Below are 20,310 nucleotides of genomic sequence, written 5' to 3' on the forward strand. Positions count from 1 at the left end.
AAATTTGGATTGAGAAAGCAAAAGGACGGTCTTTGTAATTTATTAAGAAATCAGCGGGCGCAGGCATGAAACCCTGTACATCATCTCCATTGGACAGGGCACTCCCCATCGGTTCCGGCAAAGGAAAGCCCCCATGCCCTCCGGCAGGTCACGTCAGCTTTCGGCAGCACGGCATGTCCTTCACGGCAGACCGCCCATGGAACGGCACTCAATGACAAGCCCGCACGCCCTCGGCGACGACCGCCGCAACCGCTCCCGCCCGACATCCTTTCGCAGCCATGAGAAAGAAGAAGGCCTGTCAACAGAAAATGGACGCACAATGCGTACGTCCATGATTTCATGTATTCCGGAAGGCACACGTTCCATGTGCTCTCCTCTTCCGACGTACCGCCATGCGGACGGCAACGGAACGCGCTACTCCTCCTCCTCGTCTTCTTCCAGGACGGAGTCTGCCACCTTCATGCCGTCAATAGGCAAGGCACGGTCGATGACGGCATTGTAAGAGATGGAACTCTCACTGCGCGACAGTCCGAGCGGCATCAGCTTGTCGTGGATAATCGCCATCAGATGATGGTTGTTGTAAGCATACATCTTCAGGAAGAGGTCGTACTCGCCTGTCGTGTAATGACATTCGACAACTTCCGGTATCTGCCGCAAAGCCTCTACCACATCATCGAATTTCTCCGGGTTCTTAAGATTTAAGCCGATAAATGCACAGGTCTCATAACCGATGCGCTCTGGGTCAATGATAAACTGCGAGCCTTTCAGGACTCCAAGGTTTGTAAGTTTCTGAATACGCTGATGAATTGCTGCGCCGCTGACGTTGCACGCACGTGCCACCTCAAGGAACGGGATACGGGCATCCTCGGCAATAAGGCGCAGAATCTTCTTGTCAAGATGATCTAAACTTCTATGTGCCATTCTATACAATTGTAATATCGTCTACAAAGGTACTAAAATTCTTTTAATCAGCAAAAGGCAATCCGCTTTTTTACAACAAATTACAACCCATTCCGATTATTTTGCTTACTTTTTGGTCTTCCGGCACATGGAAAGTCCACCTCACTCCGTCTGCACCTTCCTGTCCATGACCGCCGTGAAGTTGAGATTCAGGACATTCGCCTCCCGCAGTGCCTGCTTCAGGTCCATGATGGTTCCCATGTCGACATGGCGGTCGGCCTTGATGCTCACACTGAGCTGCCGCCGCTGTTCAGGGGGGAGAGCCGCAGAGAGGCGGATCAGATAGTTCCTTATTTCGGGTATCGAAGTGAGGTGGTCGTTGAGCTGGACGACTGTCTCCTTTCCGTCCACCTGCCCGAGCCTGTTGACTGGACGGCCGATGTAGATGTACTGCACGCTCGACCTGTTGTACAGCCTTGACAGCTCCGTCGCCGTCGGCACCTGATACTTCACATGTACCGTCGCCTTCCTCATGTGTACCACCAGCATGAAAAAAAAGAGGATCGAGAAGATCAGGTCGGGCAGGGAGGCCGTGTTCAATGCGGGAATATCGTGGTTTCTGTTCCGATAAAGCCTCATCGCCCACCCCCTTTCCCGGTCTTCCCTGCGGCGGCGGCATATACTTCGGATATGCGGACGGGCACCTCGTCGGCAATCCGGGTCTGCTGTTCCCGGCTGCACTGCTCAAAGGGCTTGCCGAACAGGCTGGACGACCGCTGGTCGCGGACGGCATTGTAGGCCGCCGCCAGCTGGTCCTGCACATGGAGATAAGTGTCGTACGATGCCTTGCGGTCGGTCTGCAGCTGGATGAGGTGCCCTTTCCCGTTCGTCTTGACGAACGTCGTCGTCTGCTGCCGTATCGCTCTCATCGTGACGCTCCTGCCGTCGAGCGTCACCTTGTCGTCTGCACCGATGACAAGCCGGATGACCTTTCTGCTGTCCACCGCCAAGGCGGTCTTCTTCGTCTTGTCGATGGCCGGAAGCCGGCGGGCCAGTCCTTTGTCGAGATCCATGGAGGAGGCGACAAGGAAGAGTATCAGCAGCATGAACGAGATGTCGGCTGTCGAGGTCGTGTTCAGTCCGGGGACTTTCCGTTTCTCCCTTCTTCGGAACATCATTTCCTGCGCTCCTTTCTGTAATAACGTGTAGCGCCGAATACCACAGCACCTGCAGCCAGGACAAGCAGAAGCAGGGAACTGTTGACGAACATGTCCGACAGACGGAGCCAGAAAGTGTCCGAGAAGCGCTGTCCGTTGACATTCATCGACTGCGCGGATCCGAACACAAAGGTCAGAACCAGGATCAACAGGGTTGCGCCGTACGTGATGCAGGCGATCTTCCGTGCGGGAATGCCGTTCGTCATCCCCTCACGGCGGTTCGCCCTCCGCACTCCACGCACGACGGCGACAATGGAAACGAGCAGCGCAAGTCCAAACAGAAGTCCTGTAAAACCGAGCAGGACATCGGTCAGCAGCGGAGCCTTGAAAGACGGGTCGGCCGCATAGGGCACGTCGAACCCGACGAGATAGAACGCCAGAAAGACAACGGCCGAAAGGGCCACCGTCACATAGAGGATCCGCTGTGATATGCGTTCCTCATCCATTTTTGCCCATCCTTTTCTCTTTTTCATCTCACGCTGTCAATTCATAAAAACCAATCCGTCCGCCAACTTGTCTACTTGTCAACTCGCCGACAACTTATACTTCATGATCGCATCCAGCAGCGAGATGGCCGACTCCTCCATCTGCGCCGTGATGTGCTCGATCTTCGAGAGAATATAGTTGTAGAACACCTGCAGCACAAGAGCCACGATGATGCCGAAGATGGTCGTTATCAGTGCCACCTTCATGCCGGCAGCCACGATCGTAGGGCTGATGTCGCCGGCCTCCTGTATCTGGTCGAACGCCATCACCATGCCGATGACCGTCCCGAGGAAACCGAGCGAAGGCGCCATGGCGATGAAGAGCGTGATCCACGAGCAGCCCTTCTCGAGGTTGGCGCTCTGCACGCTGCCGTAGGAGGTGACGCTCCGCTCGATGTTCTCGATGGAATCGTCGATGCGCAACAGCCCCTGATAACAGATGGATGCCACCGGACCGCGCGTGTCACGGCTCAGCCTTTTGGCCTGTTCGATGTCGCCGGCCGCTATCATATCCTCCAGTCTGCCCACGAACCGTTTGGCATCGATCTCCGACAGGCTCAGATAGATGATGCGCTCTATACAGAACGCCAGACCCAGCACCAGCGCCAGTGCGACAAGCGACATGAAGCCCGCATTGCCCTCGATGAATTTCCTTTTCAACGACTGGTGGAAGCCGGCATCCTTTGCCGAAGGCTTCTGCACGGCAGCCGTATCGGCGACACCCGTAGCGTTCAGCGCCGCATCCGACAGCGTATCGGCAGCGGCCTGCGCTGAAACGGCTGCCGGACAAAAGAAAACGAGCATGGTTATGATGGCGGACAATCCGATTAATTTCCTCATAATTCTGAACCTGTTACGGTCTCCTTGATTTATGCAGGCATCAGCGCCTGTTCAGTGATGGAAGAGACGACTGCCCGCTCTCCGGGCAGAGCCAGCCTCCTGATAATCTGCGCAAAGGTATACAAAAATGTAATAACAGCCAAGCCTTTGTGCTTTAAAAGATTTTAAAGCCCGAACGGCTTATCCTACGAAGCCGCACGCCCCCGTATCCCTTACGGTATCGGCACGCCATGCGTGTTCTTTGTCTCGTCGATGATGAAGATACTGTGCAGGCTTCCGATGCAGTCGATCTTGCCCAGCGTGTTGAGCATGAACTGCTGGTAGCTCTTCATATCCTGTGCATACACCTTGATGAGGAAGTCGTAATCGCCGCTGGTGTTATAGCACTCCGTAATCTCGTCAATGCCCTGCACCACGTCCATGAATTCCTGGATCAGCCCCTGCGAGTGCTGCTTCAGCCGGATGTTGCACAGCACCATGATGCCGTTCCCCACCTTGTGGGCATCGACGACGGCCATGTAGCGTGCAATGTAACCCTCACGCTCCAGCCGCTTCTGCCGCTCGAAGACCGGAGACGGAGAGAGGTGGACACGTGCAGCCAGCTCCTTCACCGTCAGATGGGAGTCCTGCTGCAGGATTTTCAGAATCCGGCGGTCCGTCTCGTCCAGACTGGTTGTATGCTCCATTTCTTCCACTTTTTGCAGAATAATATTCTGTCAGATTGCATAAAAACATGGCAAAGGTAGCATATTTTCCTGAATAATGCAGGATATTTTGAGGAGAATTATCTTTTGCATAACTTTGCACCCACAATCCGTCAGGAACAAAACAAAAGAACAGAAGATATATGAGCAACATTCCATCCAACGCACCTTACCGTGCCGACATCGTGGGCAGTTTCCTCCGCCCGGCAGAACTGAAGGAGGCAAGAAAACAGTTTACAGAAGGAAAGACAGACCGCCGGCAGCTGAAAGCCGTGGAAGACCGCCTGATCACCGACCTGATCGCCAAACAGAAGGCGCACGGCCTGAAAGTGATCACCGACGGTGAGTTCCGGAGAAGCTACTGGCATCTGGACTTCATGTGGGGATTCAACGGCATCGAGGAGATAGAACTCGAACACGGCTATCAGTTCCACGGCGAGGAGACGACACCAGGCTCTATCCGCCTGACAGGACGCATCAGCGGAGAGAACCACCCCTTCGTCGAGCACTTCAGGTTCGTCAAGCAGTTTGAAGAGGAGGGCATCACCGCACGCCAGACAATCCCCGCTCCGGCGCAGCTGCTCGCCGAGCTTTACCGGGGCGACAACACGAAGAACACGGAGGCGGTGTACCCGGACTTCGACCTGCTCCTGCACGACATCGCCGAGGCTTACCGGCAGGTAATAGCCGACCTCCACGCCGCAGGCTGCCGCAACATACAGTTCGACGACTGTACATGGGGAATGATCGTCGACAAGGATTACTGGAAGGCGCGCGAGGGCGACCACGCCACCCTGGAGAACGAGGCGGAGAAATACCTGAAGATAAACAACCTCGCACTCGAAGGCAGACCGGCCGACATCGCCTTCACCACCCATATCTGCCGGGGCAACTACCATTCCACCTACGCCTGCCGGGGGGCTTACGACCCGGTGGCACCGTTCGTCTTCGCACAGGAGAATGTCGATGCGTTCTATCTGGAATACGACGACGAACGTTCCGGCGGTTTCGAACCGCTGGAATACGTGCCTGCCGACAAGAAAGTCGTACTGGGACTGATTACGACCAAACGGCCGGAGCTGGAGGACGAAGCGCAGGTCAAGGCACGCATTGCAGATGCCGAACTGTATGTCGCCCACGACAACCTCTGCCTCAGTCCGCAGTGCGGCTTCGCTTCCTGCGAAATCGGCAACAAACTGACCGAGGAGGAACAGTGGGCGAAGATCGACCTCGTACAGAAGATCGCCGCCGACGTGTGGAAATAAAGATGCCTGTGGAAACACATTGAGGGCGTGCCCGGCAGTCTGCCGGGTACGCCCTCTTTCCGTTCATACGCCGTTCCGGTTGTCCGCCATCAGAACCGCACAGAAAAACTTAGTCGGAAATCCCGACACACCTCAAGGCTGGCTTTAAACAGCCGCCGTCACACAACCCTGTCAGCCAACTTGTCAACCCGTCGACTGTCAACTCGTCTACTCACTTCCCCGTTCTTATATTGAACTCCGTCACCTTGCTGATGCTCTTCTGTCCTTGCAGGACCGTCACGGCGAATGCGACCCTCCCGGTCCTCAGTTTCTTGTCGGCCTTCACAAGTGCCGTGTAGCGGATGCCCTTGCCGGGGGCGATGCTCTCCACATGAATGGAAGGACTGATGTAGATGTGCGGATTTCCTGTCGTCTCCAGCACCGAGGGCTGAACATCATAGACAGGCTTCTCCCCGCGGTTCATCACCTCAAAGATGATCTTGCCGACCTCATTGCGTGACAGCACCCCATCCTGGTTGTCGTCTACAAAACGGGCATTCAGGATCTCGATGTTAGGCGTGTAGCGGTAACTTCCGGCCAGATCCTCCACACTCGACTCCGCCGGAGCCTTTGTCTTGGGCTGAGCGGCACTGTAATCGCCTGTATAGTCGCTGCCCTGGAAGTCGTAGAGGCGGTCGTCGCCGGAGTTCGTCGCATCAAATCCGCTGCTGTCACGTCTGCCGGACAGGGCGTAGTCGTCCGTCTGACTGTAATCATCCCGCCCCGCACGGCTCCGCTGCATACGGGCCTTGCGCTGCTGCACTTTCTCATAACGGTCGTGTACCTCATCCTGCGTACGCTGGTCGGCCTTTGCTCCTGCCGAAGCACCGATAATGGCACCGCCCGCCATGCCGACAATCGTCCCTATATCCGAACCGCGTGCGCCGCCCGCAATACCGCCGATGGCACTACCCAGCACGCTGCCCAGCGATCCGCCGGTCATCGCTCCCGAGCCGGCATACGTCCCGCAGCTGCTCAGCAGGACAGCTGCCGAAATCGGTAGAATAAACAACTTCTTCATAACTTACAAATTACTTTATGTTCACAAAGGTAGCTATTTTCTCCCATATCCGCAAAGCCATTTCCCTACCAGACAAGGGGAAAACCCTAAAACTGCACTTCCCAACCGATCGGGAATACGATTCCCAACCGATGGGTACACCTGTTCCCAACGGCTGGGAACAGGAGTACCAGGCACTGATAAAAACGGACTTTTGTAGCAGTGCATCAGCCTAAGAACAAGAATTGCATATTTAATAATAGAATATAATTCATTTTATTGCGAATATCCTATAAACTTTATCAAGACATTCTTTATATGGGAAAAAAAACGTATCTTTGCCAAGAGAAACGATTACTATATGGCAAGTAAAAATTTAAATAGGCTAAAAGTAGTTCTTGCAGAAAAGCGACGGACGAACAAATGGTTGGCTGAACAGTTAGGTAAAGACCAAACAACTGTATCTAAATGGTGTACCAATTCAAGTCAGCCTGATTTAGGCAATCTGATGCAGATAGCCAAAATATTAGATGTAGAACTGACAGACTTGGTAAGGTTCGAAGAATTTAAGAAAGATGGAACAGAATAAGAACGGATTACTCTTTGAGCAGATGAATAAAATTAGCAAGGTTATTTCAACCCTCTCGGAAAACGTCTCTCAAGCGGATGTTGTTGATAAGATTAGCTTATCAGTTGCGAGAGATAATGTAAAAAAATGGGGTGAGAAATAATATGGCAAAGAAGACATATACGTTTATCGATTTATTTGCAGGCATTGGAGGCTTTCATCAAGCAATGCACTCTGTCGGTATGAAGTGCGTGTTTGCAAGCGAATGGGACAAGAATGCTCGTATTTCATATGAAGCTAATTATAAAAATATAGCCCCAAATCTTTTTGAAAACAACAATAAATATTTTAATGAAGATATAACAAAGCAAGATCCTGTAGAAATACCTCCATTTGATGTTTGTTGTGGTGGATTTCCTTGTCAACCTTTTTCTATAGCAGGACTTAGACGAGGTTTTGAAGACACAAGAGGCACATTGTTTTTTAATATTGCCAATATCGTAAAACAAAAGATTAGTATTGGTTGCCCTCCAAAAGTGTTGTTCCTTGAAAATGTTAAAGGACTTAAAACACACATGAAAGGAGAAACTTTAAAAACAATTCTTGCGACATTAGAAGAATTGGGGTATGCTTACAGCTTTGAAGTGTTAAATGCTAAAAACTTTGGTGTTCCACAAAATAGAGAACGTTTGTTTATTATTGCATGGTACAAAGATCTTGTGAAGGCAAGCTTATTTAAATTTCCTTATGGAATAGACAAAAATGAAAATACAATTTATGATAAAACCAAAGATTTAAGTGATAGGATTATAAAGACCAAGGTTTCCGACATCTTTGAACCGGAAGATTCCATTGATGAATATTATACTATAAGTGATAGATTATGGGAAGGACATCAAAGAAGAAAGGAAAGAAATAAAGCCAATGGCAAAGGCTTTGGTTATAGCCTTTTTAATTCAGAAAGTGTTTATTGTAGTACTATTTCTGCTCGCTATTGGAAAGATGGGAGTGAGATTCTTATAGACCAATCAGACAAAGGTTTGAATCCTCGACGTCTTACACCTGTGGAAGCTGGACGATTACAGGGATATAGAATTATTGGCAAAGGTTGGCAAAATTCCGAGTGTGCAAAGAATGCTAATTATAATGCAAGTAATCAAGAATACAAAATCGTGGTTTCGAGGAAAGAAGCATACCATCAATTTGGAAATAGTGTTGCTTTGCCTGTAATAAAACGATTAGCTAAAGAGATTGTAACACAATTGTTAAATGAATAAAAAATGGAAGAATTAAGGAATCTGCAACAGATTTATAGTCTTGCCTCTGGTAAATTCAATCAGTATGACGGCAATGACTTTGTGTTGCCACTCACTTTCAAAGAACAGGTAAAAGAAATTAATGGCAATACTGTTACATATAATAGTTACTCAGCGATCATTCAAACCAAAGGATATCAACGAGGCTATCTAAATATATTTTTGCCTAATCAATGGTTCTATATGGCATCATACTTTACTGATTTCTATAATGAACTGATTAGGTACAAAAAGTATGCACTTAAAGTCGCTACGAAAGAACGCTTAAAAGTGTTGGATAAAGGAAATCTTACAGCTGAAGAGAAAAACTCGCTACAGTCACTTGATTTGAATGACACTTCCAAAAACTATTTGAATCGTTTTATCACAGATTATGATTGGTGGCATGGTGCAAAAACTATAGATAGAGGGGACTTCTATGTTTCTCCTATATTAGCTTGTGCCTGTTTGGTTAATGCCTCACAATCATATGTTGTGGATTTATGTGTATTCCTTGCAGATAAGCAAGATTTGGCTAAAATAATAATAGATGGGGTTGATAAGATTACCATAGAAAAAGCAAAGTCATCGAAGCAACAATATTCCACCTACCGCCCCTACATCACCGCCATCAAGTCCAAGCCTTTTCTTTTGCTTGCGGGAATTTCTGGTACAGGAAAAAGCCGAATAGTACGTGAGTTGGCAAGGGCTTGTTGGGACGAAGGCACAGACGAATACAAGGCGCAAAAGCCCAGGAATTTCCAAATGGTACAGGTGAAGCCCAATTGGCATGACTCAAGCGATTTGATTGGTTATGTGAGTCGTGTCAGCGGCAAGGCAGAGTTTGTGGCAGGAGAGTTCTTGAAATTCATCGCCAAAGCATGGGAAAACACTGAAACTCCATACTTCTTGTGCCTGGACGAGATGAATCTTGCCCCTGTAGAGCAGTATTTTGCCGAATATCTGAGCGTGATAGAGTCACGCAAGAGCCATGAGGATGGCACAGTGACAACAGACCCTATAGTTGAAAAGGCCGACGAAGAATGGTATTTTAATCTGACTGCTTCGCTGACATCAGACGAGGATATTCGCAAGCAATTCAACGAGCAAGGAATTTGCATACCTCAAAACCTCATAGTCGTAGGCACAGTGAATATGGACGAAACAACGTTCTCTTTCTCCCGCAAGGTGCTTGACCGAGCCATGACCATTGAAATGAACGAGGTAGATTTGCACGGAGGTCTGACCGAGCGCAATGAGCCAATAGGCAAACTCGACAAGGCAGAACTTATAGGCTATGCCGTTGAAGGCATGGATGTATATGCAGCCAACAAGGAGGTCTGTGAAACCGTGCTGACTTACCTTGATGCGGTTAATTCTGTCTTGGAAGGTACACCATTCAAGGTTGCTTATCGTACACGCAATGAGTTCTTGCTTTATGTGGTGAACAACCTACCGTACAAGAAGGGAGAAAACGATGAGGAACTTCCACAAGGGTATGTCGTGGCCCGTGCTTTGGACGAGATTACCGGCATGAAAGTACTGTCACGCATTGAGGGTGACGACACAAAGGTCAGCGACAAACTCCTTGACAGCCTAACCGAGACCATTGAAGAAGGATTAAAAGAAGTGTCGGGAGAAGAGAATACCGTAAAGTCCATATCATTGGCAAAGCTGAAGGAAATGAAAGACAAACTTGTTTCGGGTTATACAAGTTTTTGGAGCTGACAAGGTATAGATGGAACTATTGACAGTTGATCATAAGGATTTCACGATGATTGTCGAATGTACGAAATTCGACGGCATTTGGAACAAGGCCAAGAGTAACGTGGGCGAGGACAAACTCTACTCCACTTACTCTTGGTCGGAAGGTGTAGTGTCGGTGAAACGGACAATGGATGCCGACCATGAGACAGACATCGAACAAGGCGTTTCAGCCCCTGCCACATTCTTCGACAACATGGACTATCCCATTTGGATAGAATTCAAAGACTATGTGAATGACGCCCAGTTTGGTTCCATCCTGCAAAACGACAATGACCGATTTAGCTTTCGTCGTCACATCTTGGCTGGGGTTGTCAACTACAAAAACGAGATCGGTCGGAGCGAGATACAGATTATATATAAGGTAGGCAAAGAGACAAGGACATTCCGTTTCGGCTTTGAAGTCCTGAGCACAAAGCTCGATTATCATGAACATTGGCGTGTCATCGTGGAGGATATTGAGCGGGAATACCGCATGTTGTCATTGGACTATATGCGGCGCACGTTTCATGGTTTTTCTCCCGACCAAAACGGAGAGCATCCCGACATCGTCTGGTGGAGCGTGTTTGAGGGGGAGCAACAGAAATTCATAAAAGCTTGCAAAAGCATCATAGACCGCCCCCGCCACAGACTTCATGGTGAGGAAGTATATCTGAGAGCTGACAAGCTGAAACAAACTTCCCATAACATTGAGAACAGGCTGGCAGAACACCGCCGAGAACCAGCATATCTCTATCGTGTGGAGCAACAGATACAGTCGAACGACACGCAGGAGAACCGCTTCCTGAAATTTGCCCTTCATCAGATAAGCAAGCGGTATGAGAAACTGCGTCAACGTATTGAGGCCGTAAGGACAGCATCCGACACGATGAAAGCAGCCATGCTTGCGACCTCGGAAACATTGAAGCGACTGCAACATCATCCGTTCTTCCGGACCATAGGACGGTTTAAGGGAATGAGCCAGGAGAGCATGGTGCTGCAAAAGGCGACGGGCTATAGCCTGGTGTACCGCACATGGAACTTGCTGAGAAGAGCCTACTCCCTGAATGACGGTCTGTATCGCTTGCAGACAAAGGATATAGCCACGCTGTATGAGATATGGTGTTTCATAGAAGTAAGCCATATCGTCAAAGAGCAGCTGCACCTGGAAGATGAAGATGTGGAGCACCGCAACCGCATGGAGATGAACGGTATTTTCTCATGGGAACTTGGAAAAGGTGAACACTCACGCATATTGTTCCGCAAGGATGGCATAGAGTTGGCTGAGCTGGTCTATAATCCTAAGAATGCCGATAAAGAAAACGACAATGTGGGCATGAAAAATCTGGTAGTGCCGACCGTGCCACAGAAACCAGACATTGTGTTGCAGCTTACCAAGAACGACTTGCAGCAAGGCATGAAAATGACCTATCTCTTTGATGCGAAGTATCGCATTGATGGCAGGGACAATGGTGTGGATACACCACCAGAGGATGCCATCAATCAAATGCACCGCTATCGTGATGCCATATACTACAAGGATTATGATGCCAATGCCTTGAAGAAAGAGGTCATAGGCGGTTATATTCTCTTCCCTGGTGACGGCGATCCGGATGGCGTGGCTGTATCGAAGTTCTACAAGACCATCAAGGAAGTGAACATTGGTGCTTTTCCTCTTCGCCCTAAGGATGTGGAGAACAGAAAACTCTTGGAAACTTTCATTGAAGAACTCATCCAAACCAAGTCCTATGAGACCATTGCCCATGTCATACCGCAAAAGGGTACGTATGTGGAAGTTGGCAACCGTGTGCTTATAGGATTGGTGAAAGAGGACAATATACAATATCAAGCGTTCGCTGACGGAACGGCGACCTTGTATTATACAGGAAAGCAGTTCCCGACAACCATCGCCTTGCAAGACCTACATTTCTTCATGCCTTACATCAAAGGGCAAGGAGTGCGTGATGTGTATGAGATTACCAAGGTGCGGACTATTACAAGTAAAGAAGCAAAGCAAACAGACGAGGACGATGCCGATAGCAAAGCTCTCCGCTTGGCTTTTGAGCTTAAGTATGTCCGCAAACAATATGCGAACCTTCAGCCAATAGATACAACAAGAATGATTGGTTACACGTTTGTTGATACGACTTTTGAAAAGTTGGAGGAATGTATGGCAACAAACAAGTAAGTTCGCAGTAATTTTCTTATTTTGAAATAAAAAGGAAATACCTTCTAAAGAGGAACTGTTACGGCTATTAGACGGTCAACCCGTCAACGCAGCAGCTATCCGCAGCATCTCACCTATACCCTCATACGTGAAGAGCTGGCACGGCTATACAGAACATCTGTACAAGAAGCCACCGACATCATCGGCAACCAACTCGACTGTGCCCCGCACGAGGACATCTCCGGCTATATCTTCATGGTACCCAACTGGGCGCATAAATGGTTCCGCCACAATGGGTATGTGTCAAGGATGCTGAAGTAGGAAAAATTCAACAACTTAAGAAACAGATATAATTGGTATCCTATATAGTGAAAAGGAAGTAACATTTTGATACTTCTTTTTAATTGTAACGTATTAAATAGTCCTTCAGACGTTCAGCTTGACTACGTGTAATATTACTGAAACTGACATGTTGCTTCAATGTATCCATATCATATTCATCAATGATTTTACCCAAAGATACATTTAAGAAGATGGAAGGCAAAGAACTGACTCCATCCATATCCGCTACAACTTTATCCCCTGAGGTAATTGCACACACGATTATCTTATAGAATTTTGCACCGGCATCTGGCAAATTAGCATGAGAAATCAAAATATCTCTTACATTTACAATACACATAATTTAAACCTATTAAAAAACAAACATATCAAGAATTTCTTCCTCTTCCATCCGAGCAAGATTGACTTCAAAGTATAACAATGTTCCTGGAAAAAAAGAAATCAACATCATAACACCTACGATCCCCATTATTGTCTACAAGCAAGCCGTTTCCACTAAAAATCCGGCAGACATCTGCACAGGACAATATATTATCAAGTCCCTTCCCCTTGTTTCTTCCAGTTGATTTGACCGTAAAGTTATTTTCAACAGCCTTTAATAAAGCTGTTCTATCATCATCAATAGATGGTAAATATTTACGAACAGAATTAGCAATGCCTACTCCGAAATCAGATATAGCTGCATACAACACCTGCTTCTTTTCATCATACATGATCAAAGAAAAGGCATTATTATTAGCCGAAGCGTGATCAAACACATTATAGAAAGCTTCTGTCAAGCTAAGACTGATAGAACTTAAATCCTTATTCTGAAAATAGTTGTTCTTAAAATACTGCTCAACTTCTTTTGCATACAAATCTTTCTCTTGGTCAACTATCCTCCACAAATTGAAAATATTAGGAGAACAAGATGTTGCAACATGATTCTTTTGCCCCGACCAATATTCAGAGAAATGCAATTCATTATAAATATAATTGTCTACAGCATCATTATTGGCTGTAAGGTATGATTTCCATTCATTATCTGTCAAAAACTGAATAAGACATGCAAGCGTAACCAAATGCATTGGTGTCAGACCATCGACAGATATTTCCTTGGCAAACGATATATAAACACAACGATTATTTCCTTGACAACAATACTTATGATGAGAGTCTGCAATCAAACCTAACCACAAACTCTTATCAACCGTTGTAAAAAGGATATTATAATCTTGATGCATAACACTCGTTTTTGCAAAGATAACAATAAAATCTAAATATACACACAAAAATATCAAAATAAGGAATATTCTATTGTGGCCGAAAAAGGGAAAAAGAAAACAAAAGAAAAAGATAAAAATAAGCTTTCACATTTTAGTATTTAAATGCACAATCCAATAGGAAATGTAAGTAATGCAAACAAAAACTCCCGGCACTTAAAGTACCGGGAGTTCTTTATTATAGAGAAAAATCTATTCGGATTATTCAGCCTTTGCCTCTTCAGCTGCATTCTCCTTAGTTTCAGAAGCCTCTGCGACAGGTGCTTCTGCAACAGGAGCGTCAGCTTTCTTTGCAGAGCGACGGCTACGACGGGTCTTCTTGGCTTCAGCCTTTGGAGCCTTGGCCATGTTCTCGTCATAGTCGACCAGCTCGATGAATGCAATCTGAGCAGCGTCACCCTGACGGGTACCAAGTTTGATAACACGCGTGTAACCGCCCGGACGGTCAGCTACCTTTACTGAAATCTCCTTGAAGAGTTCGGTAACAGCCTCCTTGTTCTGAAGATAACGGAATACAACACGACGTGAATTGGTTGTATCGTTCTTAGAACGTGTAATCAGCGGCTCTACATACTTCTTCAGAGCCTTTGCCTTGGCGAGGGTCGTAGTGATTCTTTTGTGCTGGATCAGCGCAACTGCAAGGTTTGCAAGCAGTGCTGCGCGGTGGTCAGCAGTACGACCCAGATGGTTGAATTTCTTATTATGTCTCATTTTGTTTTTTACCTGTTGTGGACAAAGCCGTCAACTCGTTAACTTGTCAACTACTCTTTATCCAGTTTATACTTTGTAATGTCGGTTCCAAACGACAGATTCAGACTCTCGAGCAAATCATCAAGCTCAGAAAGCGATTTCTTGCCGAAGTTGCGGAACTTCAGGAGATCCGTCTTGTTGTACTGTACGAGGTCGCCCAGCGTCTCCACGTCAGCAGCCTTGAGGCAGTTAAGCGCGCGGACACTCAGATTGAGACTGGCATCAGTCAACTTGGTCTTCAGCAGCTGGCGCATATGCAGCACCTCCTCGTCAAACTCCTGGTTGCCCTCCTGATCCGGATTCTCAAGCGTGATCTTCTCATCGGAGAACAACATGAAGTGATAAATGAGGATTTTCGCTGCCTCTTTCAGTGCATCCTTCGGGTGGATGGAACCATCGGTCGTAACTTCAACAACCAGTTTGTCATAGTCGGTCTTCTGTTCGACACGATAGGGCTCAACGGCATATTTGACGTTACGGATCGGGGTGTAGATGGAATCGATTGGAAGTACGTTTACATCAGTGCAGAACTCGCGATTCTCCTCAGCAGGGACGTAGCCACGTCCCTTGTTGATGGTCAAATCAATCTGCATAGAAGCCTTGGAGTCTAAATGACAAATCACCAAATCAGGGTTTAACACTTCAAATCCAGTCAGATACTTACCGATATCACCTGCTTTGAATTCGGTGGAATTCTCTACGGTGATACTAACTTTCTCATTCTCGAATTCTTCTACTACTTGCTTGAATCGAACTTGCTTGAGATTCAAGATGATGTTGGTGACATCTTCCTTTACACCGGGAACTGAAGAGAATTCGTGCTCTACACCAGCAATGCGGATGGTATTGATAGCAAAACCCTCCAGCGATGAAAGGAGGATGCGGCGGAGGGCGTTACCGATGGTAACACCGAAGCCAGGCTCAAGAGGACGGAATTCGAACTTGCCGAAATGGTCATTGGCCTCCAGCATCACTACTTTATCAGGTTTTTGAAATGCTAATATCGCCATTAATTCAATGATTTTATTGTTTAGAGTACAACTCAACGATTAACTGCTCCTTAATGTTCTCCGGGATGTCAGCACGGTCCGGACGGTGAAGGAACTTACCGCACTTGCCATTCTCATCCCATTCGAGCCAAGGATACTTGCTGTGGTTGAAACCAGCCAAAGCAGCCTCGATGACCTCCAGCGACTTGGCTTTCTCGCGAACGCCGACAACGTCACCGGCCTTTACCTGATAAGAAGCAATATTCACTACATTACCGTTGACGACGATGTGCTTGTGGCTGACGAGCTGACGGGCTGCTGCACGGGTAGGAGCGATGCCCAGACGGAACACGACATTGTCCAGACGGCTCTCGAGGCTCTGGAGAAGAACCTCACCGGTAATACCGTCAGCCTTGGCAGCCTTGTCGAATAGATTACGGAACTGACGCTCCAAAACGCCATAAGTGTACTTCGCCTTCTGCTTCTCTGCGAGCTGAGCACCATACTCAGACACCTTGCGGCGACGGTTGTTGCCGTGCTGCCCTGGAGGGAAGTTTCTCTTAGCTAATACCTTATCTGCGCCGAAAATGGGCTCACCGAAACGGCGGGCGATTCGTGATTTTGGACCTATGTATCTTGCCATAATTAATATGAATTCTTTTAAAGTTATAAGATGTGATTATACACGACGACGCTTTGGAGGACGGCAGCCGTTGTGTGGCAACGGAGTTACGTCAACGATTTCAGTCACCTGAATACCTGCTGCGTTCACCGCACGGATAGCGCTCTCACGACCGTTACCCGGACCCTTCACGTATGCCTTAACCTTGCGAAGACCGAGATCGAAAGCCACCTTCGAGCAATCCTCTGCCGCCATCTGTGCAGCGTAAGGAGTGTTCTTCTTTGATCCGCGGAATCCCATCTTACCAGCCGAAGACCAGGAGATGACCTGACCCTCATTGTTAGCCAAAGATACAATGATGTTATTGAATGAGCTGTGTACGTGGAGCTGACCCAGTGCATCAACCCTTACATTTCTTTTCTTAGATGTTGCTGATTTCTTTGCCATAATTAATTTCCTCCTTAGAATTACTTAGTAGCCTTCTTCTTATTAGCAACAGTCTTCTTCTTTCCCTTGCGGGTACGAGCGTTGTTCTTGGTACTCTGACCGCGAACAGGAAGACCATTACGATGTCTTACACCACGATAGCAGCCTATATCCATGAGGCGCTTGATGTTCATCTGGATCTCTGAACGGAGATCACCTTCAACCTTGAACTCAGCACCGATAATTTCACGGATCTTGGCTGCCTGGTCATCAGACCACTCGCTGACCTTCAGGTCACGGTTGATACCAGCCTTATCCAATATCTTTGCTGAACTACTTCGACCGATACCGTAGATATAGGTCAATGCGATTTCGCCACGCTTATTCTGGGGCAAATCTACTCCAACAATTCTTATTGCCATTGTTTGATAATTGATTAAATAAATGTCTTTTTTCGCTAAAAAGCATACAAAGGTAAGCATTAATTGCGAAAAGGCTTATCCTTTACGCTTTTTTAACTTAGCCCTGACGCATTTTGAACTTAGGGTTTTTCTTGTTGATCACGAACAGACGACCTTTGCGGCGAACGATCTTGCAGTCGGCTGAACGCTTCTTTAATGATGCTCTTGTCTTCATATCTCTATGTTGTTTATTTGTATCTGAAAACGATTCGACCCTTAGTCAGGTCGTATGGACTCATCTCGACCTTCACCTTGTCACCGGGAAGGATCTTGATGTAGTGCATTCTCATCTTACCGGAAATATGAGCGGTGATGTCAACGCCATTCTCCAATTCTACACGGAACATCGCATTTGAAAGTGCTTCAAGGATTGTCCCGTCCTGCTCTATTGCAGTCTGCTTTGCCATATTCTATGTCTAAAAATTTTGTCCTTCTAAATGTTCTATTTCATCGAAAGAAGATAAAATGTCGGCCTTCCCCGCCCTGATGGCAATCGTATGCTCGAAGTGAGCCGCCGGACGGTGATCACGTGTGACGATGCTCCAGCGGTCAGGCAGGATACCAATCTCCCGGCTGCCCATCGTGACCATCGGTTCAATGGCGATGCACATACCCGCCTTGAGCAATGTGCCGCTCCCCCGTCTGCCATAGTTGGGGACAGGCGGATCCTCGTGCATCTCACGACCGATCCCATGACCTGTCAGCTCACGGACAATGCCATATCCCCGTTCCTGACAGTAATCCTGGACCGTCTGTCCGATGTCTCCCACGTGGTGTCCGGCCTGTGCAGCCTCTATGCCTCTGTAGAGGGATTCCTTCGTGACGCGAAGCAAACGCCTGACGTCATCACTGACCTCCCCGACACAGAAAGTATAACAACTGTCACCGTTGAACCCCTGAAGTAAAGCACCACAGTCAACAGAGACTATGTCACCGTCCTTCAAGACCACCTCATCACTGGGAACGCCGTGTACCACGACATCGTTGACGGAGGAACAGATACTGCCGGGGAAAGGAGGCCCGTAGGGATTAGGAAAGCCCTTGAAAGTAGGAACAGCCCCATTGTCACGGATGAACGCTTCAGCTATTCTGTCTAACTGGAGCGTCGTTACACCAGGCCTGATATGACGGCCAACCTCTGCCAGGGTCTTTCCGACCAGCAGGTTGGCGTCACGCATGAGTTCAATTTCATCTTCCGTCTTCAGAAATATGTTCATTCCTCAAGATAAAGATCTAATAGGCAGCAACACCGCCGTTACCACGTGTATGACCGGAATTGAGAAGTCCGTCATAGTGGCGCATCATCAGATGTGACTCGATCTGCTGGAGGGTGTCGATCACCACTCCGACAAGAATCAGTAATGACGTACCGCCGAAGAACTGGCCGAAAGCGTCCTGCACATTCAAGAGGCCTGCCAATGCCGGCATAACGGCAATGAAAGCAATGAACAGAGACCCCGGCCCCGTAATGCGGGTCATCACCGTGTCGATGTAGTCAGCCGTGTCCTTTCCGGGCTTGACACCGGGAATGAAACCGTTGTTCCGTTTCATGTCTTCAGCCATCTGGGTCGGGTTCAGTGTAATTGCCGTGTAGAAATACGTAAAAGCCACGATAAGAAGCACATAAACACAGTTGTACGCCAGACTCTTCGTGTTCATAAGAGACTGGAGGACAGAACTGGTGTTGTCAGTCGAATACTGGACAACGGCCAACGGAATAAACATCAATGCCTGTGCAAAGATGATCGGCATCACATTCGCCGCAAACAGTTTCAAAGGAATATACTGACGTGCCCCACCGTACTGCTTGTTGCCGACAACACGCTTAGCATACTGCACAGGCACCTTGCGGGTACCCTGTACGAGAAGGATTGATGCACATACAACAGCATAAAGGATGACGATCTCAACGATGAACATGACGAGACCACCGCTGGTAATCGCCGTAAAGCGGCTGCTCACCTCCTGTATGAAGGCCTGAGGCAGACGTGCGATAATACCGATCATAATGATCAGCGAAACACCATTGCCGACACCTTTATCCGTTATGCGCTCACCGAGCCAGAGAATGAACATCGACCCTGCCGCCAGAATGATCGTCGCAGGAATCATGAAGGTCGTCCAGCTGACACCTGTCGCCAGTGCGCCGGAAGCCTGCATCTTCAGGTTCATCAGGTAAGACGGTGCCTGAAACAGTAGGATCACTACTGTCAGGACACGCGTATACCAGTTGATCTTCTTGTGTCCGCTCTCACCCTCGCGCTGCATCTTCTGGAAATAAGGTACGGCGACGGCAAGGAGCTGCATGACGATAGAAGCTGAGATGTATGGCATAATTCCTAATGCGAAGATTGACGCATGGGAAAATGCACCACCGGAGAACATGTCCAGAAGCGACATAAGGCCGCCTGCTGTCTGTGACTGCAATTTTTCCAGAAGAGCCGGGTTGATGCCAGGAAGCACAACGAACGAGCCAAAACGGTAAATAGCCGTGAACAGAATGGTGATGAGGAGCCGCTGACGCAGATCCTCAACCTTCCAACAGTTCTTCAGTGTCTCAATAAACTTTTTCATTAACTTAGATTATAGTTGTGTTACCACCTACTGCCTTGATCGCTTCTTCAGCAGACTTGGAGAAAGCGTTGGCCGAAACCTCCAGCTTCGCCTTCAGTTCACCATTACCGAGGATCTTGACGAGTTCCTTTCCGCTGGTCAGCCCTGCGGCCTTCAACTCCTCAATTCCGATCTTGGTAAGATTCTTCTTCTCGGCAAGTGCCTGGAGCGTCGAGAGGTTTACAGCGAAATACTCCTTGTGGTTGATGTTCTTGAAGCCACCCTTCGGAACACGGCGCTGGAGAGGCATCTGGCCACCTTCGAAGCCGACCTTTTTCTTGTAACCAGAACGGGCCTTCGCACCCTTGTGACCGCGGGTAGACGTACCGCCGAGTCCCGAACCGGGACCGCGTCCGATACGGCGACGTGAATGGGTAGAGCCTGCAGCTGGTTTCAAATTATTTAATTTCATAATTACTGTTTTCTTTTAAAAGATTCATTAATCAATTACTGATACCAGATGGTGCACCTTGCGGATCATGCCGCGGAGGCTTGGAGTGTCCTCTACTTCAACAACCTGGGAGATCTTGTGAAGCCCCAATGCTAGCAGCGTACTCTTCTGGTCTTTAGGAGCGCCAATACGGCTTCTAACCTGCTTAATCTTAATCGTTGCCATAAAAAA

The 20,310-nt window shown here is 48.0% G+C and carries 27 protein-coding genes; 6 read left to right on the plus strand and 21 right to left on the minus strand.

Features of this window, described 5'->3' with window-relative positions; translation table 11 throughout:
• Nucleotides 1-180: 180 nt before the first annotated feature.
• From J4864_RS03575 to J4864_RS03605, 7 genes are all read right to left on the minus strand, one after another.
• Nucleotides 181-333 carry a hypothetical protein gene (locus tag J4864_RS03575; protein ID WP_156792454.1) on the minus strand — a complete coding sequence of 51 codons (153 nt, stop codon included), beginning with the start codon at nt 331-333 and terminating at the stop codon, nt 181-183.
• Nucleotides 334-414: 81 nt separating this feature from the next.
• Entirely contained in the window at nt 415-921 is a 507-nt protein-coding gene (locus J4864_RS03580; RefSeq protein ID WP_211813632.1) for an Lrp/AsnC family transcriptional regulator, read from the minus strand.
• A gap of 141 nt (nt 922-1,062) precedes the next feature.
• Entirely contained in the window at nt 1,063-1,539 is a 477-nt protein-coding gene (locus tag J4864_RS03585; RefSeq protein ID WP_211813635.1) for an ExbD/TolR family protein, read from the minus strand.
• Complete coding sequence (locus J4864_RS03590) at nt 1,536-2,078, minus strand: ExbD/TolR family protein (RefSeq protein ID WP_007368845.1); 543 nt, start codon at nt 2,076-2,078, stop codon at nt 1,536-1,538. Before J4864_RS03590 ends, J4864_RS03585 begins: the two co-directional genes overlap by 4 nt.
• Entirely contained in the window at nt 2,075-2,590 is a 516-nt protein-coding gene (locus J4864_RS03595) for a hypothetical protein (RefSeq protein WP_007368846.1), read from the minus strand. Before J4864_RS03595 ends, J4864_RS03590 begins: the two co-directional genes overlap by 4 nt.
• 51 nt (nt 2,591-2,641) lie before the next feature.
• Complete coding sequence (locus J4864_RS03600; protein WP_211813636.1) at nt 2,642-3,442, minus strand: MotA/TolQ/ExbB proton channel family protein; 801 nt, start codon at nt 3,440-3,442, stop codon at nt 2,642-2,644.
• 212 nt (nt 3,443-3,654) lie between these two features.
• Nucleotides 3,655-4,128, minus strand: a complete 474-nt coding sequence (locus tag J4864_RS03605; protein ID WP_211813639.1) for an Lrp/AsnC family transcriptional regulator — start codon at nt 4,126-4,128, stop codon at nt 3,655-3,657.
• A 161-nt stretch (nt 4,129-4,289) separates the two neighbouring features.
• On the opposite strand from J4864_RS03605, the gene J4864_RS03610 reads away from it, so the two are divergent.
• Nucleotides 4,290-5,411 (plus strand): 5-methyltetrahydropteroyltriglutamate--homocysteine S-methyltransferase, encoded by a 1,122-nt coding sequence (locus J4864_RS03610; RefSeq protein ID WP_211813641.1) that lies wholly within the window; start codon nt 4,290-4,292, stop codon nt 5,409-5,411.
• A 211-nt stretch (nt 5,412-5,622) separates the two neighbouring features.
• Here J4864_RS03610 and J4864_RS03615 read toward each other — a convergent pair whose 3' ends face one another.
• A complete protein-coding gene (locus J4864_RS03615; protein ID WP_211813643.1) occupies nt 5,623-6,471 on the minus strand; it encodes a YMGG-like glycine zipper-containing protein in 849 nt (282 codons plus the stop codon).
• Between the two features lie 340 nt (nt 6,472-6,811).
• Between J4864_RS03615 and J4864_RS03620 the strand changes: the two genes are divergently transcribed.
• From J4864_RS03620 to J4864_RS03640, 5 genes are read left to right on the plus strand one after another with little or no spacing between them, the layout of a single operon-like run.
• Nucleotides 6,812-7,039, plus strand: coding sequence for a helix-turn-helix transcriptional regulator (locus J4864_RS03620; RefSeq protein ID WP_007368852.1), 228 nt, complete (start codon nt 6,812-6,814; stop codon nt 7,037-7,039).
• The gene (locus tag J4864_RS03625) at nt 7,026-7,181 is read left to right on the plus strand and encodes a hypothetical protein (RefSeq protein ID WP_211813645.1); all 156 of its coding nucleotides are present in this window, start codon (nt 7,026-7,028) and stop codon (nt 7,179-7,181) included. The genes J4864_RS03620 and J4864_RS03625 overlap by 14 nt, the downstream gene beginning before the upstream one ends.
• Nucleotide 7,182: 1 nt before the next feature.
• On the plus strand, nt 7,183-8,295 hold the full coding sequence (gene dcm, locus J4864_RS03630; RefSeq protein ID WP_211813647.1) for a DNA (cytosine-5-)-methyltransferase: 1,113 nt from the start codon (nt 7,183-7,185) through the stop codon (nt 8,293-8,295).
• Between the two features lie 3 nt (nt 8,296-8,298).
• Complete coding sequence (locus J4864_RS11780; RefSeq protein ID WP_246479357.1) at nt 8,299-10,041, plus strand: McrB family protein; 1,743 nt, start codon at nt 8,299-8,301, stop codon at nt 10,039-10,041.
• A gap of 10 nt (nt 10,042-10,051) precedes the next feature.
• The gene (locus J4864_RS03640) at nt 10,052-12,244 is read left to right on the plus strand and encodes a DUF2357 domain-containing protein (protein ID WP_211813654.1); all 2,193 of its coding nucleotides are present in this window, start codon (nt 10,052-10,054) and stop codon (nt 12,242-12,244) included.
• 379 nt (nt 12,245-12,623) lie between these two features.
• Here the strand turns inward: J4864_RS03640 and J4864_RS03645 are convergent, their stop codons facing one another.
• The 13 genes from J4864_RS03645 to rpmD form a co-directional block, all read right to left on the minus strand.
• Complete coding sequence (locus J4864_RS03645) at nt 12,624-12,905, minus strand: STAS-like domain-containing protein (RefSeq protein WP_007368858.1); 282 nt, start codon at nt 12,903-12,905, stop codon at nt 12,624-12,626.
• A gap of 67 nt (nt 12,906-12,972) precedes the next feature.
• A complete protein-coding gene (locus J4864_RS03650) occupies nt 12,973-13,788 on the minus strand; it encodes an ATP-binding protein (RefSeq protein WP_246479358.1) in 816 nt (271 codons plus the stop codon).
• 240 nt (nt 13,789-14,028) lie between these two features.
• Nucleotides 14,029-14,538: a 50S ribosomal protein L17 gene (gene rplQ, locus J4864_RS03655; protein ID WP_013671039.1), complete on the minus strand. Its 510-nt coding sequence runs from the start codon at nt 14,536-14,538 to the stop codon at nt 14,029-14,031.
• A gap of 50 nt (nt 14,539-14,588) precedes the next feature.
• Nucleotides 14,589-15,587, minus strand: coding sequence for a DNA-directed RNA polymerase subunit alpha (locus J4864_RS03660; RefSeq protein ID WP_004383889.1), 999 nt, complete (start codon nt 15,585-15,587; stop codon nt 14,589-14,591).
• A gap of 13 nt (nt 15,588-15,600) precedes the next feature.
• Nucleotides 15,601-16,209, minus strand: coding sequence for a 30S ribosomal protein S4 (gene rpsD / locus J4864_RS03665; RefSeq protein WP_007368861.1), 609 nt, complete (start codon nt 16,207-16,209; stop codon nt 15,601-15,603).
• 36 nt (nt 16,210-16,245) lie between these two features.
• Nucleotides 16,246-16,635, minus strand: coding sequence for a 30S ribosomal protein S11 (rpsK, locus tag J4864_RS03670; RefSeq protein ID WP_007368862.1), 390 nt, complete (start codon nt 16,633-16,635; stop codon nt 16,246-16,248).
• Nucleotides 16,636-16,655: 20 nt separating this feature from the next.
• Nucleotides 16,656-17,036 carry a 30S ribosomal protein S13 gene (gene rpsM / locus J4864_RS03675; protein WP_025067926.1) on the minus strand — a complete coding sequence of 127 codons (381 nt, stop codon included), beginning with the start codon at nt 17,034-17,036 and terminating at the stop codon, nt 16,656-16,658.
• Between the two features lie 97 nt (nt 17,037-17,133).
• The gene (gene rpmJ / locus J4864_RS03680; RefSeq protein ID WP_007368863.1) at nt 17,134-17,250 is read right to left on the minus strand and encodes a 50S ribosomal protein L36; all 117 of its coding nucleotides are present in this window, start codon (nt 17,248-17,250) and stop codon (nt 17,134-17,136) included.
• Between the two features lie 13 nt (nt 17,251-17,263).
• Complete coding sequence (gene infA, locus J4864_RS03685; protein ID WP_004352768.1) at nt 17,264-17,482, minus strand: translation initiation factor IF-1; 219 nt, start codon at nt 17,480-17,482, stop codon at nt 17,264-17,266.
• A gap of 9 nt (nt 17,483-17,491) precedes the next feature.
• On the minus strand, nt 17,492-18,292 hold the full coding sequence (gene map, locus J4864_RS03690) for a type I methionyl aminopeptidase (RefSeq protein ID WP_211813657.1): 801 nt from the start codon (nt 18,290-18,292) through the stop codon (nt 17,492-17,494).
• 16 nt (nt 18,293-18,308) lie between these two features.
• Complete coding sequence (gene secY / locus J4864_RS03695; protein WP_007368865.1) at nt 18,309-19,649, minus strand: preprotein translocase subunit SecY; 1,341 nt, start codon at nt 19,647-19,649, stop codon at nt 18,309-18,311.
• 4 nt (nt 19,650-19,653) lie between these two features.
• Nucleotides 19,654-20,100: a 50S ribosomal protein L15 gene (gene rplO, locus J4864_RS03700; protein ID WP_007368866.1), complete on the minus strand. Its 447-nt coding sequence runs from the start codon at nt 20,098-20,100 to the stop codon at nt 19,654-19,656.
• A gap of 27 nt (nt 20,101-20,127) precedes the next feature.
• Entirely contained in the window at nt 20,128-20,304 is a 177-nt protein-coding gene (gene rpmD, locus J4864_RS03705) for a 50S ribosomal protein L30 (protein WP_211813663.1), read from the minus strand.
• Nucleotides 20,305-20,310: the final 6 nt, after the last annotated feature.

This window comes from Prevotella multiformis, assembly GCF_018127985.1.
Taxonomy (GTDB): Bacteria; Bacteroidota; Bacteroidia; order Bacteroidales; family Bacteroidaceae; genus Prevotella; species Prevotella multiformis.

What these genes read in the sequence shown, in the direction of transcription:
- J4864_RS03610 (WP_211813641.1), top strand. Translation starts at nt 4,290, where the DNA reads ATGAGCAACATTCCATCCAACGCACCTTACCGTGCCGACATCGTGGGC.
- J4864_RS03650 (WP_246479358.1), bottom strand. Translation starts at nt 13,788, where the DNA reads ATGCATCAAGATTATAATATCCTTTTTACAACGGTTGATAAGAGTTTG.
- J4864_RS03620 (WP_007368852.1), top strand. Translation starts at nt 6,812, where the DNA reads ATGGCAAGTAAAAATTTAAATAGGCTAAAAGTAGTTCTTGCAGAAAAG.
- J4864_RS03640 (WP_211813654.1), top strand. Translation starts at nt 10,052, where the DNA reads ATGGAACTATTGACAGTTGATCATAAGGATTTCACGATGATTGTCGAA.
- J4864_RS03600 (WP_211813636.1), bottom strand. Translation starts at nt 3,442, where the DNA reads ATGAGGAAATTAATCGGATTGTCCGCCATCATAACCATGCTCGTTTTC.
- J4864_RS03660 (WP_004383889.1), bottom strand. Translation starts at nt 15,587, where the DNA reads ATGGCGATATTAGCATTTCAAAAACCTGATAAAGTAGTGATGCTGGAG.
- J4864_RS11780 (WP_246479357.1), top strand. Translation starts at nt 8,299, where the DNA reads ATGGAAGAATTAAGGAATCTGCAACAGATTTATAGTCTTGCCTCTGGT.
- secY (WP_007368865.1), bottom strand. Translation starts at nt 19,649, where the DNA reads ATGAAAAAGTTTATTGAGACACTGAAGAACTGTTGGAAGGTTGAGGAT.
- J4864_RS03575 (WP_156792454.1), bottom strand. Translation starts at nt 333, where the DNA reads ATGGACGTACGCATTGTGCGTCCATTTTCTGTTGACAGGCCTTCTTCT.
- J4864_RS03590 (WP_007368845.1), bottom strand. Translation starts at nt 2,078, where the DNA reads ATGATGTTCCGAAGAAGGGAGAAACGGAAAGTCCCCGGACTGAACACG.
- J4864_RS03595 (WP_007368846.1), bottom strand. Translation starts at nt 2,590, where the DNA reads ATGAAAAAGAGAAAAGGATGGGCAAAAATGGATGAGGAACGCATATCA.
- rpmJ (WP_007368863.1), bottom strand. Translation starts at nt 17,250, where the DNA reads ATGAAGACAAGAGCATCATTAAAGAAGCGTTCAGCCGACTGCAAGATC.
- infA (WP_004352768.1), bottom strand. Translation starts at nt 17,482, where the DNA reads ATGGCAAAGCAGACTGCAATAGAGCAGGACGGGACAATCCTTGAAGCA.
- J4864_RS03615 (WP_211813643.1), bottom strand. Translation starts at nt 6,471, where the DNA reads ATGAAGAAGTTGTTTATTCTACCGATTTCGGCAGCTGTCCTGCTGAGC.
- rpmD (WP_211813663.1), bottom strand. Translation starts at nt 20,304, where the DNA reads ATGGCAACGATTAAGATTAAGCAGGTTAGAAGCCGTATTGGCGCTCCT.
- rpsM (WP_025067926.1), bottom strand. Translation starts at nt 17,036, where the DNA reads ATGGCAATAAGAATTGTTGGAGTAGATTTGCCCCAGAATAAGCGTGGC.
- J4864_RS03645 (WP_007368858.1), bottom strand. Translation starts at nt 12,905, where the DNA reads ATGTGTATTGTAAATGTAAGAGATATTTTGATTTCTCATGCTAATTTG.
- J4864_RS03580 (WP_211813632.1), bottom strand. Translation starts at nt 921, where the DNA reads ATGGCACATAGAAGTTTAGATCATCTTGACAAGAAGATTCTGCGCCTT.
- J4864_RS03605 (WP_211813639.1), bottom strand. Translation starts at nt 4,128, where the DNA reads ATGGAGCATACAACCAGTCTGGACGAGACGGACCGCCGGATTCTGAAA.
- rpsD (WP_007368861.1), bottom strand. Translation starts at nt 16,209, where the DNA reads ATGGCAAGATACATAGGTCCAAAATCACGAATCGCCCGCCGTTTCGGT.
- rpsK (WP_007368862.1), bottom strand. Translation starts at nt 16,635, where the DNA reads ATGGCAAAGAAATCAGCAACATCTAAGAAAAGAAATGTAAGGGTTGAT.
- map (WP_211813657.1), bottom strand. Translation starts at nt 18,292, where the DNA reads ATGAACATATTTCTGAAGACGGAAGATGAAATTGAACTCATGCGTGAC.
- J4864_RS03625 (WP_211813645.1), top strand. Translation starts at nt 7,026, where the DNA reads ATGGAACAGAATAAGAACGGATTACTCTTTGAGCAGATGAATAAAATT.
- J4864_RS03585 (WP_211813635.1), bottom strand. Translation starts at nt 1,539, where the DNA reads ATGAGGCTTTATCGGAACAGAAACCACGATATTCCCGCATTGAACACG.
- rplQ (WP_013671039.1), bottom strand. Translation starts at nt 14,538, where the DNA reads ATGAGACATAATAAGAAATTCAACCATCTGGGTCGTACTGCTGACCAC.
- dcm (WP_211813647.1), top strand. Translation starts at nt 7,183, where the DNA reads ATGGCAAAGAAGACATATACGTTTATCGATTTATTTGCAGGCATTGGA.
- rplO (WP_007368866.1), bottom strand. Translation starts at nt 20,100, where the DNA reads ATGAAATTAAATAATTTGAAACCAGCTGCAGGCTCTACCCATTCACGT.